The sequence below is a fragment of the Nitrospira sp. genome (assembly GCA_016788885.1).
Lineage (GTDB): Bacteria > Nitrospirota > Nitrospiria > Nitrospirales > Nitrospiraceae > Nitrospira_A.
This window is the reverse complement of record JAEURX010000070.1, coordinates 18,287-35,949: the sequence shown is the minus strand read 5'-3', so window position 1 is coordinate 35,949 and position 17,663 is coordinate 18,287. Positions and strand designations below refer to the sequence as shown.

The window sequence follows — 17,663 nt, the reverse complement described above, 5'->3', positions numbered from 1 at the left end:
CGGTTTCCTGCCCCAAACATGCTAGCATGCGTTCTTGCCCCCGATGACGGGGGTTTGTACCGCCGACCAACACGTACCACGACACCATGTCCCTGCCCCAGGATCTCGATAGCCAGTTTATGCAGCAGGCCCTGGCCCTCGCTCGAGAGGCGCCGCTGATCGGCGAAGTACCGATCGCCGCCCTGCTCGTCCGCGATGGCATCGTCATCGCCCGGGCCCATAATCTCCGTGAAACTGATCAGGACCCCACCGCGCATGCGGAAATGCTTGCCATCCGGGACGCTGCCAAGCAGACGAAGAGCTGGCGCCTCATCGACTGCACGCTGTACGTCACCCTCGAACCCTGCACGATGTGCATCGGCGCGATCGTCCTGGCTCGTATTCCGCGTCTGGTCTTCGGAGCGCCGGACCCGAAAGCGGGCGCCTGCGGATCCATCATGAACATTCCCCCGGAACCCAGACTGAACCATCGTGTGGACGTCATCGGCGGGGTGTGTGCGGAAGAGAGCCAGAGTCTGCTGCAGGATTTTTTTCGCGAGCTGAGAAGAGAGGCGGTACAGAGGAAGTTGGGTCAGTAGAACGAATAGGCCGTCGACTCGTAGTGATGCAGCTCCCACGCATCGCCTTCGACGGCGACCGCGCCCGCCAGATGATCAGGAAGCGAAAGCGAACGAATCGTCCAGGGTTGGTCGATTGTTCCTGAATCCGTCCACCGCACCGTGGCGACCGGTGACATCCCGTCGAACACGACGTCAAAGCGATCCAGTCCCAACGAAAGCCCCACGCCTTTCCCTTTCAGATAGGCCTCCTTGGCCGCCCACAGTCGATAAAACATCCGCGCGCGGTCATCGCCCTCGGCGGCCGTGATCAGCTGTGATTCGCGTGGAGCAAAAAACCGCTGGGCCAGTTTGAGTGAGTCGACATCGGCCTTCCGCACCTCCACGTCTACCCCAACCGCCAGACCGCGTGCCACCGCCACCAGCGCAATGGGCCCGGAATGGGACAGACTGAATTGGATCGGCTGAGACGCCGCGCCTGCACCACTGATCGCCGGCTTCCCATGCGGGCCGGTGGCAAAGTGGATCTGCCTTGCATGCATGTGGGTGTAGCGGGATAGCAGCAGGCGCAGCAACGCATGCGAGAGGACGAATCGCTGCCGGTCCCGATCGAACGCGAACCGAGCCGCGCGCACCCGCTCATCGCCGGACAGCAGTGCGGCGAGAACCTCTTGATCAGCGGCATAGTGCAGGAGGTCGCAGAACCAGACGTGTACGTCGGAAGATCCCAGGACGGGAAAGGCTGTGGATGCGGAGGAGAAATTGGACGGATGCGACATCATTCTATCGACAAGACACACATCGCGCGCATTACCCCGATGATCGCGCGACTGGTTTGAGCACAGGAGTGGCGCGCGGCGGGACATGAACATGGCCTGGTGACGCTTCGACGATCTTTCCCTCGTCCAGTTTTAACACGCGGTCGCCCACATGAAAATAGCGGTCGTCATGCGTCACGACGATCACGCCCTTTCCTCGCGCCCGCAACTCCGGCAGCAACTCCCCGTAAAAGACTTCCTTGTATTGAGGATCCTGATCGGCAGCCCATTCATCGAAAACATAAAACGGCCGGTCTTCCAGCATGGCGGTCACCAGCGCGAGACGCTTCCGTTGCCCCTGCGAGAGGTTGATCGTGGAATATTCCCCGTCCTGAATGCTGACCTTGTGATTGATACGCAGGGTCTTCAACCATCCATCCGCCTGTGTCGCCACAAGGGAGGGATCGAGCCCAAGCAACTTTTTGAAGAGATAAAAATCCGAGAAGACCGCTGCAAAATGTTGCCGATACCAGTCTTGCGTCGCCGGCACAATGGCATCGCCGTCCAGCTTCACCTGGCCCTGTTGCGGCAGATACAACCCCGTGAGCACCTTCACCAACGTCGATTTGCCGCTGCCGTTGCCCCCGATGATGAAGACCAGTTCCCCCGAACGAATCGACACGTCCAGCGGCCCTAGATTGAAGGGACGTTCATCCTCCCCTTTGGATTCGTAGGCGAACACCGCCTGAGAAAACTCCACGCAGTGGCTGCCATGTACCACCGGCCGCTCGGCGCCACCTTCCTGACGCCCCTCATCAAGCGCCAGCCCCAAGGATTCAATTTTTTCCAAGGCGACCTGACCGCGACTCAACGTCGGGATCATCCCCAGCAAGCCCCACATCGGACCGATCATATACAGCATCGCAAAGGCATACCCCGTCAACGATTCGCCGGAAAGAGACAACATCCGCGGAAACAGAAGGAGGATGACCCCGATCAACCCGTAAAAGAGCACCTGCGTCCAGGAATCCGTCGTCAGGTATTGTTTGGTCGTGACCAGATTGTGGTGCCGGAGGGCCTCGGCCGCGTGCCGGATATCTTGCTCGACGAAGCTTTCGCGGCGACCGCGATGCAACATCAGCTCCTTCATCCCCTCCGTCAGACTACGGAAATGTTCGAACAACGCGCCCTTCGCATCACGGACCGCCAACGACGACTGCAGGACCCGGTTATAGAGCTGGCGATACCCTACCAATCCTAAAACGGCAAGGATCACGACCCCGAGAAAGGCCTGCCAGGAGAGCCACGCCAGATAGAGAGAGCACCCGGCAAGAATAGCCACATTGATGGCCAGGCCCGGCAGCCCATTGACGGCCCACGCCATCGCATTCGTATCATCCGTCAGCGTCGCGAGAATTTCATGGGAGCCCCGGCGCTCCAACGTGCGGTAGGGCGCGCGCACCACTTTCCAGCACAGATCCATGCCCAGCTTTAAAATCGTTTTCTGCGCGAAGGTCACAAGGAGCAGTTGAGACAGATAGTTCGAACTGACTTTCAAGAGCGCCAGCCCGATAAACGCGAGCGCCAACCCATCCGCGGTCGCTCCGGCTCCATTGATCAGTTTGTTGATCACCGCCAGCAGGCCCACGCTGGAGAGGCCGGCCAGGAGCCCGGTCAACACCATGAGGACCATCATGGTCCTGGCATCACGCAGCAGAAAGAGAAGGAATCGATACAGCTTGATCATGATCAACCCGAAATCGGCTAGGCGGCTTTCGACGCAGGCCCATTGCCCTGCCCGTCCGGATGTTGGCGCATCACCGCTCCGGCTTCCTCCCAAAATGCTGCGAGATGCTGCGCCAGTTCTTGCACCTGGGGAGCAATAAACAACCGCCCGGAGTCTTCAGTGGGGAGATAGATCGTCCGGCTGGTCCCCATGGCCCACTCTCCAAAGACCAATCGCGTGTCGTCACTGGAGTTCGTCAGGGGATGTTTGGATGCGATGACGTTCAAGACCTGCCCTCGGAACGGTTTCAGCTCGTACCGAGCCACGGCATGGAAGGTCGCGTACGTCACTTGGTCTTTGTACAGAAATTCGTCTTGATGCTCGACGGACTCGGTGTGATGCATCATATTCCACAGCCGGTGCAATTTTCCCTTCCAGAATGTTCCCCATTCACGAACAGGCAGCTGCCGCATGAGGCGCAGGTAGGTCGTGATTTTCATCCCCACGAAGAGCAAGGGCCAGAGGAGATACGGCGGTCGGCTCCAGTGCGTCAGATAAGATCGCGGATGCCACGACTCCATCACGGCCAGGATCACCTCTTCCCCCTGCGCCGTCAGCTGTTGTGCGATTTCATAGGCCGCCAGGCCACCGGTGCACGTCCCGCCGATCAGGTATGGCCCTTTCGGCTGAACGGAACGGATCTCCTCGATGTAATGGGCCGCCATGTCCTCGACCCGCATGAACGGTTTTTCTCTACCGTCCAGCCCGCGTGCCTGCAGGCCGTAAAACGGTTGATCGCCCCCCAACAGTTTCGCGAGGCGCGCAAACACCAGCACATTGCCTCCGACTCCCGGCACCGCAAAAAACGGCGTCTTCTTCCCTTCCGGCTGAATCGCCACCAGGGATCGCCAGCGCACGGAGCAGCCCTCGTCGGCCAACACATCTGCCAACTGCTCGATCGTCGGAGCCTGGAAGAGGACCGCCATCGGCAGGCGCTTGCCGAAGGTGTGTTCGATGGCACTGAACATCCGCAGCGCCAGCAGGGAATACCCGCCGAGCGAAAAGAAGTTGTCTCGCACGCCGATGGGCGTAATGCCCAGAACCTGCTCCCAAATGGCCACCAACTGCAATTCGAGCCGATTCCGGGGCTCGATCGCCTGGCCGCCGTCATGCTCCGGTTCAACGGAGGGCGCAGGCAAGGCGCGCCGATCGACTTTTCCATTCGGCGTCAGCGGAAACTCTACGAGAGGGACGATCGCCGTTGGAACCATGTAATCCGGCACCGCCTCCCGCAGCGCGCGACGGAGGGCTTGGGGATCGCAGACCGCGCCATCGCGTGGGAGCACATAGGCGACCAACCGTTTATCTCCCGGAACGTCTTCCCGCACGATCACGACGGCCTGTTTCACGGTCGAATCATCGGCCAACACCGATTCGATTTCCCCGAGCTCGATCCGGAACCCGCGCAATTTCACCTGATAGTCGATCCGGCCGATGTACTCCACCCGCCCGTCCGGCAACCACTTCACCTGGTCACCCGTGCGATACATCCGTTCGCCCGAACGGAACGGGTTCGAGACGAAACGCTCCGCCGTCAATTGAGGCTGCCCTCTGTAGCCCCTCGCCAACCCCATTCCACCGATATACAATTCACCCGGTATGCCGACCGGCACCGGTTCCCGGTTGGCATCCAAGACATAGACCTGGGTATTGGCAATCGGCTTGCCGAGCGCGATCAGACGGTCGGCGGTGCGAACGCGCTCGAGCGTCGACCAGATCGTGGTCTCCGTAGGACCATACACATTCCATACTGAACCAGCCCGGCTAAGCAGCTCCTGCGCCAATTCGCGAGGGAGTGCCTCTCCACCGCACAACACCTTGACGCTTCTCCCCCCATTCCACCCGAACTGCAGCACCATGCGCCAGGTCGCCGGCGTCGCCTGCATGACGGTGACCGAGCCCTGGTCCAACTCGCGTTGGAGCCACGCTCCATCCATGGCTTGCTGCCGATTGGCGAGAATGATCCGGGCGCCCGTGAGGAGGGGAAGGTACAATTCCAAACCGGCGATATCGAAGGACAACGGCGTCAGGGCCATCACCACATCACGAGCGGTCATCCCCGGCTCCTGCTGCATGGAGCGTAGGAAATTCACGAGTGCGCGATGCTCGATCTCCACGCCCTTCGGTTGGCCGGTCGAGCCTGACGTAAACAAGACGTAGACCAGATGTTCAGGACCCGCCAATGGCCGAGGGTTCCTGTCGTCGCAACGCGCGATCTGTTCCGCATCCCGATCCAGACAGACCACCGGCAGCTGATGCTGCGGGAGGCTCGAGACCAGCGTGGAATCCGTCACCAACAGGGCCGCGTGGCTGGCTTCGATCATGGCGGCCAGTCGCCGGATGGGCAGGCCTGGAACCAGCGGCAAATAGGCGCCCCCGGCCTTCATGACGGCCAGGAGCGTGATCAGGAGCTCCGGGGAACGCTCGAGAAACACCGGGACGACGAGATCCGGTCCCACGCCGCAGTTGCGCAAATGATGCGCCAGCTGGTTGGCACGCCGATTCAGCGCGCCGTACGACCATTCAACCCCTTCGAACACCAGCGCAAGGGCGTCGGGGGTTCGTGCGACCTGCAACTCGAATAGTTGTGGAACGCAGACGGCCTGATCGAACACTCTTTCCGTTGCGTTCCACTCTCGCAATATCCGATGTTGCTCTTCTGCGGTCAGCATCGCGACCCGTCCCAGCGTGTCTTCTGCATGATTCGCGACCGCTTCCATGAGCTGACGGTATTGCGAGAGCCACCGCTCGGCCGAGCTCCGGTCGAACAAGTCGGTATTAAATTCCAGATAGGCTTTGCGCGACGCGAGCGGATCGATGGACAGCCCGAGATCCAATTGGGCCGCCCCACGACTGACCTCATAGGGCGTCCAGGACAGATGCTGGAATTCCGTTCGCGCGAACGGGGTGTTGGCGAAATTGAATAACACCTGTACCAGTGGAAGCCCGCCCTGACTTCGGTCCGGCCGCAGTTCCTCCACGAGCTTCTCGAACGGCACGTCCTGATGGGCATAGGCGTCGAGCGTCAGATCGCGCACTCGCCGCAACAACTCACGGAAGGTCAGCTCGCCTGTGACCTCGGTTCGTAGGACCAACGTATTCACAAACGTCCCGATGAGGTCTTCGATTTCGAGGCGGTTGCGGTTGGCGATCGGCGTCCCGATGACGAGATCGCGTTGTTGTGTGAGCCGGTGCAGCAGGCCGAAGAAACCGGCCAGGAAGACCATGTAGAGGGTCGCGCCCTCGCGGACGCTCAACTGCTTGAGGCGATTGATCAGTGACCAGGACAGGTCGATCGACACATGATCGCCTTTGAAGGAATGCACCGGAGGCCGCGGCCGATCGGCCGGCAAGGCCAATACCGGCAGATCCGTCAACTTGGTCTTCCAATGTGCAAGCTGTTCGGCTAACACCGATCCGGTGAGCCAGCGGCGCTGCCACTGCGCGAAATCGGCGTATTGAATTACCAGGTCAGGCGCCATCCCAAACGGCTTTCTCCCGCAACACGCGTTGTAGGAGCCCACCAATTCACGGGCGATCACGCCGTACGACCATTGATCCGAAATGATGTGATGGGTGCTCACGACCAGCACGTGATCCTCATCACCGACCTGAATCAGGAGAATCCGCAACAGAGGCCCCCGCTCCAAATCGAAGGGCCGCCGGGCTTCTATCGTCGCAAGCTCCAAGGTTCGTGGTTCACGCATTTCAGCCGGCAAACGACGCACATCTTCCTCCGCCCAGAGCGGTTCCAACGAGTCATGGATGATCTGGCGCGGTTGTCCGTCGACCTGTGCAAACGTGGTCCGAAGCGCGTCATGGCGACGAACCAGTTCGCCCACCGCCCAGCGCAACGACGGTTTATTCAGCGGACCATGAAGGCGCACGCTGGCGGGAATGTTGTAGGCTGCGGCCTCAGGTGACAGTTGGTAGAGAAACCACATCCGTTCCTGCGCGAACGACAACGGGAGCGGACCACCGCGGGCGGCCCTTGTTATCTCGTATGCCTTGTTGTCCTGGATCCCTGACTGGCCTTGCTGCGCTTCCTTGACCACCTCGGCCAACGTCGCGATGGTGGGGCGTTCAAACACGCGTCGCAACGGCACCGTAATACGGAACAGCGCCTGCACTCGGGACACCAACTGCGTCGCCAACAGGGAATGTCCGCCTAGCTCGAAGAAGTTGTCGTGCACGCCGACATCTTTGAGCTGAAGAATCTCCCCCCAGATGTCGGCCAACACCTGCTCGAGCGGAGTCCGCGGAGCCAGATAGGCCGAGGTCAGGTCTACCTTGCTGGCCCGGCTATCCGCGGCGACCTGCAAGGCACGTCGATCAACCTTCCCATTGACGGTCAACGGCAGCGCTTCAAGCTCAATGAACGTTGAGGGAATCATGTGCGCGGGTAATTGTGTGCGAAGTTGTTCTCGCAACTGCAGCAGACCGAGACGATTGTTCGGCCTCGGGACCATGAATGCCACAATCCGCTTGTCACCGGGTTGATCCTCCCGCACCTCCACCACCGCCCGCTCCAAATCGGGATGGCGATTCAGCACGGCTTCGATTTCCTCCAACTCAACGCGGAATCCACGAATCTTGACCTGACGGTCGACACGCCCGCAAAAATCCAACTGTCCATCCGAACGCCACCGCACCAGATCGCCCGTGCGATACAGACGCGCGTCCGGACGGTTGGAAAAGGGGTCGGAATCGAACTTGGCCGCGGTCAGATCGGGCCGACCACGATATCCCCGCGCCACACCCACACCACCGATGTACAACTCGCCGGCCACCCCAACGGGAACCGATTGCTGCTGACGATCCAAGACATAGACCGACGCGTGGGGAATCGGACGTCCGATCGGAAGATCGCCGATGCTGTCGCCATGCGCGTTCGCATCGGTCAGGTCTGCCCAGGTCACTGCCACGGTGGTCTCGGTCGGCCCGTAGGTATTGAGCAGACGAACGCGCGTCCCGACGTGCCGGGTCCACCGTTGCACGAGTGCCGGAAGGACGCGCTCCCCGCCGATGATCACGGTCTTCACTGCTTCGGGGAAGTGCAGTTGCTCCAAATCCATGCGCGTCACGACTTCGTGCCAGTAGGCGGTCGGGAGGTCGAGCATCGTCAGGTTCCACTGGCGGCAGCGCTCCAGAAATCCCGACACCGAATCGACCATCATCGGCGTGCGCAATACCAGGGTCGCCCCGGTGGCCAGGCAGGGGAAAATTTCCTCTGCGGCGGTATCGAAACTCATCGACGCGAATTGTAGGACCCGGTCCCAAGCCGTCAGGCCGACAATACCGGTGATGCCCTGAACATAGTTGACGATCGATCGGTGCTCGATCATCACGCCTTTGGGGTGCCCCGTAGATCCTGACGTGTAGATCACATAGGCCAAATTGTCGAGGGCATCGGTGCCCTGGAGGGAATCGTCAGGGAGCCGGGCAATCTGGTCCCACTCGGAATCCAGACACACCGTATGGGGATTCGTCGCAGGAAGACGGGCCAACTGCTCCTGCTGCGTGACCAGCACGCGGACCTCGCTGTCGCGCAGCATGTACTCCAGCCGCTCGGTCGGATAATCGGCATCCAACGGGAGATACGCCCCACCCGATTTAAGAATGCCCAACATGCCCACGATCAAATTGATCGAACGTTCGAGACAGAGCCCGACGACGATCCCCGGCTCGACCCCTCGGCGGCGTAAGTAGTGGGCGAGACGGTTGGCCCGCGACTCGAGTTCTCGATAGGTCACACTCTGCCCGTCCTGCTCCACGGCAACGGCATCAGGTGTGCGCCTCGCCTGCTGTTCGATCAAGCGATGGAGGCACTGGTCCGGCTTCATGCCACCAGAAGACTGTCCCCACGACATCACCGTGTCGCGTCGTTCGATCTCGGACATGAGCGGCAAGGAACCGACCGTGCGACCGGGATTGTCTGCCAACGCCTCGAGCAGACGCACAAAATGCTCCTGCATCCGTGCGATCCGATCCGGCGACAGCAGGGCATCTTTATATTCGAAATACCCGCTCAGCCCCTGTTCCGATTCCGCCATCTCGACACACAGATCGAACTGCCCGCTCTGTTGAGGGATGACAAACGACGCCCAGGGAGAGAGGCCGGCCTCGGCAACCGCAGGCTGCGTGACATTCCTACGGATGTCGAGTTCGGCGAGGAGCGCAAACGGTTGGAGTGCGAATAACACCTGCGCCAGCGGGGCCCGATGCCCCTGGTGAATCGGACGCACATCCGATACGAGCCGCGCATAGGGATAGTCCTGATGTGCGAGGGCCTCAAGCAGGCACTGTTTCGTCTGTGTCAGCAATTCACGGCCGGTGCACCCTGATCGCAGGCTATCCCGCAGGACCAACATGTTGACAAAATCACCGATGGTCCTGGCAAATCGCGCTCGACTACGACCGAACACAGGCGTGACGACCAGCGTGTCTTCATGATCCGTATACCGATGGAGCAGGACCTGAAGGGCGGCCAGGCACACGACGTACAACGTCGTGCCCTGCTCATGGGCGAGTGTCTTGAGGCGCTCGACAAGGTGCTGGTCGAGTTGAAACGCATGCCAGGCATAGTGACTGGGCTCGATTGTCGCCGGAGGCCTGTCATAGAGGGTGTCATAGCTTGGCAATTCGCCGCTCAGCCGTGTCTTCCAATACTGAGACAGGGTTCGGCCCTCCTGGCCGGCTAACACCGTTCGATGCCACTCGACAAACTCTCGGTAGGATACGGGAGGACCTTCGACAGGTTCGTCCCCTCCCGGAACAGGCCGAGTTGCCATCGCACAGTGATGCTTGATGTCCTCGACCAGCTGCAACATCGACCAGCCATCTACCACGATATGGTGGGCGACCAACAACAACCAATTCTGTCCGGAACCGCGAAAGAAGCAGGCGTTCCACAGCGGCCCTTGCACCAGGTCGAACGGCATCGCAGCTTGGGTCATCGCCTCCTGTCGCAGGCGGTGCCACTCCCACGCCGTACTCTCGACAACGATCCAGCCAGGCAGGAGACGATCGTGCACTCGTTGGACAGGGACATCCGCCTCCGTTTCAAACGTCGTGCGCAGCATCGGATGGCGCGCGGCAACTCGCTCCAGCGCCTCCCGCACAGTCACCGGCTCGAGGGTAGGCGGTACGTGCAGCAACACCGCGACGTTTGCCGCGGCACTGTCCGGCGCGAGGCGACTTAGGAACCACAATGCCGCCTGATTCTCCGACAGCGGTCCCACGGCCTCTGCTTCGGCCTGGCTGGAGTCGACCGCCGGCGTGGTGGATTCCCCGTTGTTTAGTTCACGATCGATGGTCGCAGCGAGATCATCGATCGTCGCGCCTCCCAGAAGGACGTGCAGGGACAACGGCACCTGAAACGACTCCTCGATGCGATGCAGCACGTCTGCCGCCATCAACGAATCAAGTCCCAGGCGATGGATCGGGTGATGGGAGGGAATGGCTTCCCCGCTCCGCCCAAGGCGATCGGCGATCAGCCGCTGCACGTCATGCACAATGCGCTGTCGACGGACCTTCGACGACAAGGCACGCAGGTCGGCTAGGCCGTTCATCGTGATCGACGGCAAGACGGATGGGGCCGCCACCAGACTTTGTCCAATGACCGCCAAGCGATCTGCCAGATACAGCTCACGACAGGCCCGCCGTTGTACTTTTCCACTGGACGTTTTGGGAAGGCTTCCCGCCTTGATGAACACGATGGAGGACACGTGGAGATCATGCTGTTCCGAGACGGCCTGACGGATCGCGGCCGCGAGGGCCTCGACGTCCGGAACAACCGCCTGACGCGCTAGTTCCTGGACAACAACCACAGCTTCCTCCCCGGCGTCCTCCACGGAGAATGCGGCAGTTCCCCCTGCCCGGAGCAGTTCATGACACGACTCCACCGTGCGTTCGAGGTCCTGAGGGTAGTGATTTCTGCCTCGAACGATCAGGAGATCTTTCACGCGACCGGTGACAAAGACTTCCCCATTTTGGACAAACCCGAGGTCGCCGGTTCGGAGGAACGGCCCTTCGCCGGTATCCTCGAGTCTCGCGCCAAACGTGTGCGCGGTTTCGTCGGGTTTGTTCCAATAGCCCTCTGTGGTGCTCGCGCCGGAAAGCCAGATTTCTCCGACCTGTTGCACCGCGCAACGGGAACGCGTTTCGGGATGGGCGATCACCACCCGGGTATCGCCGACCGGCATGCCACATCCGACCACCCGTCGAACGTGCCCCCCATTCGCGCGGGCCTCAATGACCGCGCCCTGTTCCAGCGCTGCGGCATCCAGCGTCGTGACGGTGGGCGCCACCCCTTCGCGCTTCAACGAAATAAGGAGCGTGTATTCCGCCATTCCGTATGCGGGGGAAAAGGCGTCGCGCCGGAATCCGGCTGGCGCGAATGCCTCGGTAAACCGTTCGATGGTATCCGGCGCGATGGGCTCGGCCCCGCAGCTCGCGACCTGCCAACGTGACAAGTCCAGGTTGGCCCGTTCCTCAGGCGTCGTCGATTCCACGGAACGCCGATACGCAAAGTTGGGCGCGCCGCTATGCGTGATCTCATATCGTTGAATCGCTTCAAGCCATCGCAATGGGCGCTTCAGAAACGTGAGCGGCGACATCAGATACGAGGGCCGGCCGATCCACGCCGGGTGGATGATGCCTTTCACCAGTCCATAGTCATGGAAATGCGGCATCCAGGAAAGGGTGACTGATCCGGAATCGTAATGACCGGCCTCGGTGATGCACCGGCTCTGGGCGGTCATGTTCCCATGGCTGACCATCACCCCTTTCGGTGTGGAGGTCGAGCCGGACGTATATTGGAGATACGCGAGCTGTGAGGCCTGTGGACGCTGGTCAGTCCAGCAGGACGAATCGTCCGAGCGCGCGTGGTCACCGGTGATCCAATGGTCTAACGTGATTGCGCACTCTTGCGACCGGAGCGCTTCGACAATGTGAGCAGTGCTTAACGCGCCGGCGGCGCCTGCATCTTCCGCGAAGCGTTGGACGCGTGCGACACCGGCTTTTACCCGAAATGCATCCGGGGGCGGAACCGGCACGGCAATGAGACCGGCATAGAGGGCTCCCCAAAAGGCCTGCACAAATTCAAGACCCGGTGGATACACCAGGAGGAGTCGCTCCCCCAGGGAAAACCGGGTTTGCAGATAGCCGGCGATCGACTGAGCACGGGAGACCAGGTCTCGATACGTCAACACCGTGTCGGCGTTCAGTCCGTCACGCAGGTAGACGTACGCGGCCTGCTCAGGCTGGTGCTCAGCCCGCCGACGCAGCACATCAAGAATGGTATCGCCGGCTGGAATGGTGACCGGTGGATGTCTGACCACAGAATGCTCAACCCCAGTGGGCGCAGGAGGCGTATGCGGGACACCTGCGTAGACTTATTCGGATGCCCTCTCGAAAATCATAAGTCTGACGATGGTTTCCAGCCGGCTGTCCGCTGCCAGGTCCGTCTATGGCCTCATGGTGTCACCACAAAATGGAATCACGTTTCCCTTCAATTCACGGTTTTCCGTAAGGGTGAAAGAAATTCCTCTCAACCTCATGATTTCATTTGAATCTCACAGACGTCCACGGTAAGCTGCGGGTCTTTGCCTGGCCTTGCGCGGAGAGGTGCGAGAGCGGCCGAATCGGACGGTCTCGAAAACCGTTGTCCTGAAAGGGACCGTGGGTTCGAATCCCACCCTCTCCGCCATCTAGAAGTGCATGTAAGATTGGCAAAATGTGCGAGTCGAATCGCCATCGTGAACTGATGCGGTGGGATTCGAACGAGGGGGATCGCAGGGGAGACACTCCCCTGCGTGGGGAGACACGAGGGGGCAGGCCCCCTCAGTGGGAGCGCGCAGGCGCGACTTCGAATGCCCACCTTCTCCGCCATCCAGAAGTGGCGCCCCTGGAACCCGTTTTCAAGGCGGCTTGGCGGCAAATTCTTACGTTTTCGCATGCCTACGCATGGTAGAGAAATCGCTGCTTCCAACCGCCGCACCTACCGAAGATCGTGCCTCCCCCTTCCTCTAGTGGTCTGTTCGCCTCCGTCCGGCCAGGGTAGTCTCTGGTCCACACAGGAGGGCAACATGTTCGAACAAACCGACTCGGCGCTGGTGATGACGCTGTTGGCCTTGGGTGGAATCGCACTGATGGCGGATGAAAAACTCGGATCAACCTGTCTGCAGATGGTGAAATGGATTCGCACGCGGGGCAGGCACTAACCGGCTCGACGCTTCAATTCCCTCCGTAACTCGACCATGGCCAGGGTGTCACGTTCACAATATCGCAGCAGCGCCTCCTGAATCTGAGCCTTCTCGATCCAGTCCGTCACGGTAAAAATCATCCGGCTGTACTCACAAGCCGCCACGCCCCCATCCCGAATCGCCAGGTCGTCATAACTCAGAGACGGCACCACGGCCGGCAAGACGGTTTTGATCGAGTAACTGCCCTCGAAGGCCGGATGATAATAATGATCACGGATGATCACATGCAGATCCCACAACCTGGCCACCACCCGTTTCAAATCTTTGCGTAACGACGGGAAATCCTCCGCCAGCCGCTCGATGACCGACCGTTCATAACTCGAATAGACGCAGATGCTGCCCGTCTGTCCGAGCGATTCCAATAATGTGATGGCCAATTCCTCCCTGGGATCCCGCTCGTCCCGGCACAGGAACTCGGCATGCATCAGCGTACCGTCATGCTGCTCGATGTGATTGGACCATTGAGTCGGAATGACTTGGTAGGGTCTCGTATCCAGAAATTTCGGCACTGCCGGCATGAAGGTTTCAAAATCCAGATGATGCACGGGATGGACGACCGTCTCCAGGGCCGACCGCAGGCCCTCTCCGATCCATTCCCGGTTCTCTTTGACCCGCCGTTGCACGGGGGTGAGTGCAACATGATCGGGAATTTCGTCGATCGTCTCCACGCCTAACTCACGGAGCTGGACGACCGTCTTGCTGCTCCCCGGCAAATGATAGATCCAGCGAGCCGGTTTGTGTTCGGTGCAATGGTTCCAGAAGGGACACTCGTACGGGCTTTGACAATGTTCATCGGGCGTAATGCCCGGGGCCGACATGGCTTCCAGCATGGTCTGCATAGCCGCGAGTCGCGCACTGACTTCGGGCAATCGTGGCCGCACAGTCTCGGTCAATGAACGGATACCGAACAGCTGGTCGAGATCGATATGCTGCCCGTCGAATACGTACTGCGTATTCACGTGCATCAGGCAAATATCCGCCAGCACCAGTCCGAGTCCCTCGAGGACATAGCTCTGGATCGTCAGATCGTCGACATGGGTGGCCTTCACCTTGGTGGAAGACTTCACCTCGACGAGCCGCCAGGTCGGTTGCCCCAGCTCATTCACCCCGACACGTTGCAGGACATCCACACGGACCAGCACCTGGTTAAACTGAAACGCGCCTTCAAAGATTGCCGATAGGGTCGGATCCTGGAGGAACTCCGCCGTTTGCGCCAGGGCTTCTTGGGATTGTCGGTAGCCGGCCGTGACGAGCCGCCCTCCGGGAAAACGTTGACGGGCGAGTTCACCGAGATCCGTCCCCATATCCAGAATCGCCTGAGTGGCGGCATCCGGCTGGGTCGCCAACCCCGGAGCATGCACTTCCAGGTACAGACGCTTATGACATTGCAAGCCCGACAAATATCGCGATTTGGACAGCCGATACGCGGAGCGCGCGGCAGGCTCGGGTGAGATCAACATAGGCTTCTGCAGGCTACCGAAGCGCGATGGGCCTTGTCCAGTCCCGTCCGGCGAGCGAGATGTTCCACGAAGCGGACCTGGTTCTGTTAGGATGACGCCGCATGGCAAATGGCATCGCCCAAATCAGACGCTCGGTCCTCACGCTGGCGCTTCCCGTGACCGTCAGCAGTCTGCTGCAACGAGCTGAAGGCATTGTCGCCGTCTTCCTGGTCGGAGGATTAGGGGCCGTCCCGATTGCGGCTGTCGGCCTGGGCCAGCTGCTGGCCTTTATCGCCACAACCTTGGTATCAGGGCTCTCGGTCGGATCCAATGTCATCGTGGCGCAATTGTGGGGCGCCCGCCGGCACGAGGATGCGGGACAGGCGACGCGTCATTTCCTCGGACTGTCCATCCTCATTTCGCTCGGCCTCTTGAGCCTGGGCCTTCTGGTGAATCGGCTGGCGATGGATGTGCTTGGGGCGCAAGCAGACGTGATTCACCTCGCACTCCCCTACTCGAACCTGATCTTCCTGCTCATTCCATTTACGATCCTGCTGCAGGTACTCTCCTCGATCCTGCAAGGCACGGGCGACACCAAAACACCGATGTACGCGATGATCGTGGTCAACCTGCTCCACATTGCCATCGCGATTCCCCTCATTTATGGCCATTGGGGGCTGCCGGCATTGGGCATCAATGGCGCGGCCATTGCGGTCGGCATCGCGGAAGCAACCGGATGTCTGTACCTACTCACGCACTGCCGGCCCATGCTTCGCTGCTCCCACCGATTCCGGTTCGATTTGATTCGCACGATCTGGCACGTGGGGGCGCCGGTCTCGGGTGAGCGCGTCGTCCAGCAAGCCGGCATCCTGCTCTACACAAAGATTGTGTTGATGTACGGCACTGTCGCCTATGCGGCCCACCAGGTCGGGTTATCGATTGAATCCCTGTCGTTTCTTCCCGGCTACGGCTTCGCAATCGCAGCGGCCACGATGGTGGGACAGAGCATCGGCGCCGGCAAGTACACCCGGGCGAAGCTGGAAACCTGGGAAGCGAACCGGCTGGCCGTCTACATGATGTCGGCCATGGGAGTGGTCTTTTTCTTGTTCCCCTATGCTCTGCTCCGCGCCTTCACCAGCGACGAGGCCGTGATCGAGTTGGGTACGCTGTTTCTGAAAATCGTGGCCCTGCTGCAGATTCCCCTCGCCTTCACCATGGTGGTGGCCGGCTCCCTGCGCGGCGCGGGCGATACCCGATTCGTCATGATCGCGACGATGATCGGCATGTGGGGTGTGCGCATCCCCCTTGCCATCATGGCAGGCTACTGGCTTTCCATGGGAGTGTTCTACGTGTGGCTGGCGATGATCGCCGACTGGACGCTGCGCATGGCATTAATGCTGTGGCGACACCGTTCGGAGCGGTGGCGAAGCATCCAGGTGCTCCGTTCTTCACCGACCTGAGGCGCGTTCACCCCTGCCCATCAACAGCACATTCCGGCGGCCGGACGGTTGGCCGCGTATCCTTCCCCGATCCTGCGCGCACTTCGATACGTCCCACCGCCTTCACATTCGCGCAGAGATCGCCCAAGCCCGGCGTCACCAAACGATACGGACCGCCCTTGCCGTCCGAGAGGGGCTGGCCATCAAGCTCGTAGAGCAACAATCCGAAGTCACGGGCTTGTTGCAGCGTGAGGGTGGCGGCATACTTGCCGTCGACGGAGTGAAAGGTGACATGGTCGGCGTCCACCGCGAGCGCTGGAATCTCCAAGAGGCCCTTCACGCGGATGGCACGACCACGCATGGACGGCATCACCTCGCTGATATCGTCTACCCGGTGCTCCTGCGGCAATTGCCCGAGCGCTGTTCTGGTCAATGAAACCGGCTGCACGACGGCGCCGTCGATGCGCACAATGCCCGGCCCCGACAGCTCTTTCTCGGTAATCGTCTTCACCATGGCGGTCAATGCTTCGTTCACCGGTGTGGGAATGCCCAATTCCCGCCCGACCCGCACGATGTAGCCGTTCAGGTAATCGATCTCTGTCGGGCGTTTGCCCTTCCAATCGTCGTACATCGACGTGTGGATGTCGCGAAGCTCCTGCGTCCACTTCACCACTTTCTCGGCCATGTCGGGCGCCAGCGGGACCTTCACCGCCGCAGACACCGCCGCCACTTCGCCGACAATCTGCCGGATGACGCCGGCCATTTCCGGATGATCGAGCGCCTTCGCCACCTTGTCATCGATGACCACCGTGAGAGGGTTGAAGACACAATTCCAGCACATCTTCTCCCATTTGCTTTTCCGGATATCCTCGCTGAGCTGGCAAGAAATTCCCGCCTGCTTGAAAATGTCGGTGATCTGGGAGACACGCTCACTCTTATGGCCCATCAATTCTCCGATCGCCACCCCGCCGCGCTTGTAATGCTCAATGACGCCTGGTTCGACGATCTTCGAATAGATGAACGCCACCCCGCCCACCACGCAATCCCGATGCAGGCGGGATATGATGCGATCTTCTGTATCGATGCCGTTTTGCAGCGTGAGAATCACGGTGCGTTCCGTCAGCACCGGCTCCAACTGCGTCATCACCTCATCGAGGTCGTAGGCCTTCACAGCGAGGATGATAAGATCGGGGGTCGCAAGTTGCCGGGGATCGGATGCGGCCGGCGGATGGACGGTGAAATTTCCCTTGGCGCTCTTGATCGTGAGGCCGTTCCGCTTCACCGCTTCCAAGGTGCGCGGGCGAAGGAGAAATGAAACATTCGGATTATTCTTGGCAAGATGCGCACCAAAGAACCCACCGACGGAACCAGCACCGACCATCATGATCTGCTTCATGAGATGCCTCACTCATTGCGTTC

7 protein-coding genes and 1 tRNA gene are annotated in these 17,663 nt (G+C 60.4%); 3 read left to right on the top strand and 5 right to left on the bottom strand.

What is annotated here, in order from left to right:
- Positions 1 to 119 precede the first annotated feature (119 nt).
- On the top strand, positions 120 to 578 hold the full coding sequence (locus JNL86_17235) for a nucleoside deaminase (GenBank protein MBL8044654.1): 459 nt from the start codon (positions 120 to 122) through the stop codon (positions 576 to 578).
- Here the strand turns inward: JNL86_17235 and JNL86_17230 are convergent.
- Genes JNL86_17230 through JNL86_17220 form a run of 3 tightly spaced genes read right to left on the bottom strand, consistent with a single transcriptional unit; the run spans position 572 to position 12,442 of the window.
- A complete protein-coding gene (locus JNL86_17230) occupies positions 572 to 1,339 on the bottom strand; it encodes a 4'-phosphopantetheinyl transferase superfamily protein (GenBank protein ID MBL8044653.1) in 768 nt (255 codons plus the stop codon). The genes JNL86_17235 and JNL86_17230 overlap by 7 nt on opposite strands.
- A gap of 28 nt (positions 1,340 to 1,367) precedes the next feature.
- Positions 1,368 to 3,062 (bottom strand): cyclic peptide export ABC transporter, encoded by a 1,695-nt coding sequence (locus tag JNL86_17225; GenBank protein ID MBL8044652.1) that lies wholly within the window; start codon positions 3,060 to 3,062, stop codon positions 1,368 to 1,370.
- Between the two features lie 17 nt (positions 3,063 to 3,079).
- Positions 3,080 to 12,442 (bottom strand): amino acid adenylation domain-containing protein, encoded by a 9,363-nt coding sequence (locus tag JNL86_17220; GenBank protein MBL8044651.1) that lies wholly within the window; start codon positions 12,440 to 12,442, stop codon positions 3,080 to 3,082.
- Positions 12,443 to 12,722: 280 nt separating this feature from the next.
- Here JNL86_17220 and JNL86_17215 point away from each other — a divergent pair.
- Positions 12,723 to 12,810, top strand: a tRNA-Ser gene (locus JNL86_17215).
- Positions 12,811 to 13,320: 510 nt separating this feature from the next.
- On the opposite strand, the gene JNL86_17210 is transcribed toward JNL86_17215, so the two are convergent.
- The gene (locus JNL86_17210) at positions 13,321 to 14,826 is read right to left on the bottom strand and encodes a DUF2779 domain-containing protein (GenBank protein ID MBL8044650.1); all 1,506 of its coding nucleotides are present in this window, start codon (positions 14,824 to 14,826) and stop codon (positions 13,321 to 13,323) included.
- A 101-nt stretch (positions 14,827 to 14,927) separates the two neighbouring features.
- Here JNL86_17210 and JNL86_17205 point away from each other — a divergent pair, with 101 nt between their 5' ends.
- Complete coding sequence (locus JNL86_17205) at positions 14,928 to 16,265, top strand: MATE family efflux transporter (protein ID MBL8044649.1); 1,338 nt, start codon at positions 14,928 to 14,930, stop codon at positions 16,263 to 16,265.
- A 7-nt stretch (positions 16,266 to 16,272) separates the two neighbouring features.
- Here JNL86_17205 and JNL86_17200 read toward each other — a convergent pair whose 3' ends face one another.
- On the bottom strand, positions 16,273 to 17,640 hold the full coding sequence (locus JNL86_17200; protein ID MBL8044648.1) for a 2-dehydropantoate 2-reductase: 1,368 nt from the start codon (positions 17,638 to 17,640) through the stop codon (positions 16,273 to 16,275).
- Positions 17,641 to 17,663: the final 23 nt, after the last annotated feature.